This window comes from Microbacterium petrolearium, assembly GCF_054782875.1.
In genome coordinates this window covers 1-986 of sequence record NZ_BAAGRQ010000056.1, presented here as the reverse complement: position 1 = coordinate 986, position 986 = coordinate 1, and the positions used below count along the sequence as shown (strand labels likewise).

Annotated in this window: 1 protein-coding gene; it reads right to left on the bottom strand. The window is 56.7% G+C overall.

Going from position 1 to position 986, the window contains the following annotated elements:
* Positions 1-115: 115 nt before the first annotated feature.
* Positions 116-796 carry a hypothetical protein gene (locus ACYVJ0_RS13560; RefSeq protein ID WP_460818387.1) on the bottom strand — a complete coding sequence of 227 codons (681 nt, stop codon included), beginning with the start codon at positions 794-796 and terminating at the stop codon, positions 116-118.
* Positions 797-986: the final 190 nt, after the last annotated feature.

The window sequence follows — 986 nt, the reverse complement described above, 5'->3', positions numbered from 1 at the left end:
TAGAGACTAGAGACGCTGCACGGATAGGTGGCAGTGGCTCGGCCGAACTGAACCAGCCTCCGTTTCACGCACCGCCCACGAGTCGCTCGGGATGCACGAGGCCGAGGCAAGCCAGTCAGGTGTCACCCCAGGCTCGGCTTTTTCCTCGGCCCAGACCGGTCACAATACGATATGAACGAATCAGCCATCCATCCTCACGATTCCAGATTGAATCCCATCGATCTATGAGGTCTCGTCGCCACTCCGGTCGCCCTCTTGGTCGCACTTCAAGATCGTAGGAGATCATAACTGCCAAGTGATCGTAGATCCGGTTTGCGATCCGTCCTGACCGATTGGCGCCGTCATAATCGCCCGTTCGGGGCAGATCTCGACGGTCTCTCACATGCACGCGAAATTCTCTGTCGAACAGAATGGCCACTTCGCGAATATTCGGATTAGCATAAGCCCTTGCCCGAATATCCAGGTTTCTCGGAAGGCCGAAAGATTCAGGATCAATTCCGCAACCGTCGGGCGCATCAATACCATCCGGGCTCTGATTCTTCCGCGATGGGTGAGTCAGTGCCAGTTGATCAATTCTGCTCGATGACCATTCGAGCAGGGCTTCGTAGACCTCGGCTCGCTTTGCCCATACTCGATCATCATTGGCCAGCTGACGTTGCGCTCGGAGGGTCGCCCACGTATTAAAGGCGTTAACGATTGGACTAAGAATTCCGACGACAAGCGCCACTCCCGCAGCAAAGAGTGCAACCTTGGTCTCCACCTGAAGTCCGGACCAGTCACTGGCGACGAAGTTCACGCCCCGAGCATGCCGCATCGAGTCATGCCTGGCCAGGTCACAGCCTTATGTGCGTACCCATGCGATGTCGATCATTCATCACACCACCCAAGTCGGTCACATACCCATTCCTTGCTTGCGGTGTGTGCGATCTGAACGCCAGGCATGCTCCATTGGGGATCGTGTCGCTCGACGTAGCGCTGCGGCCGAG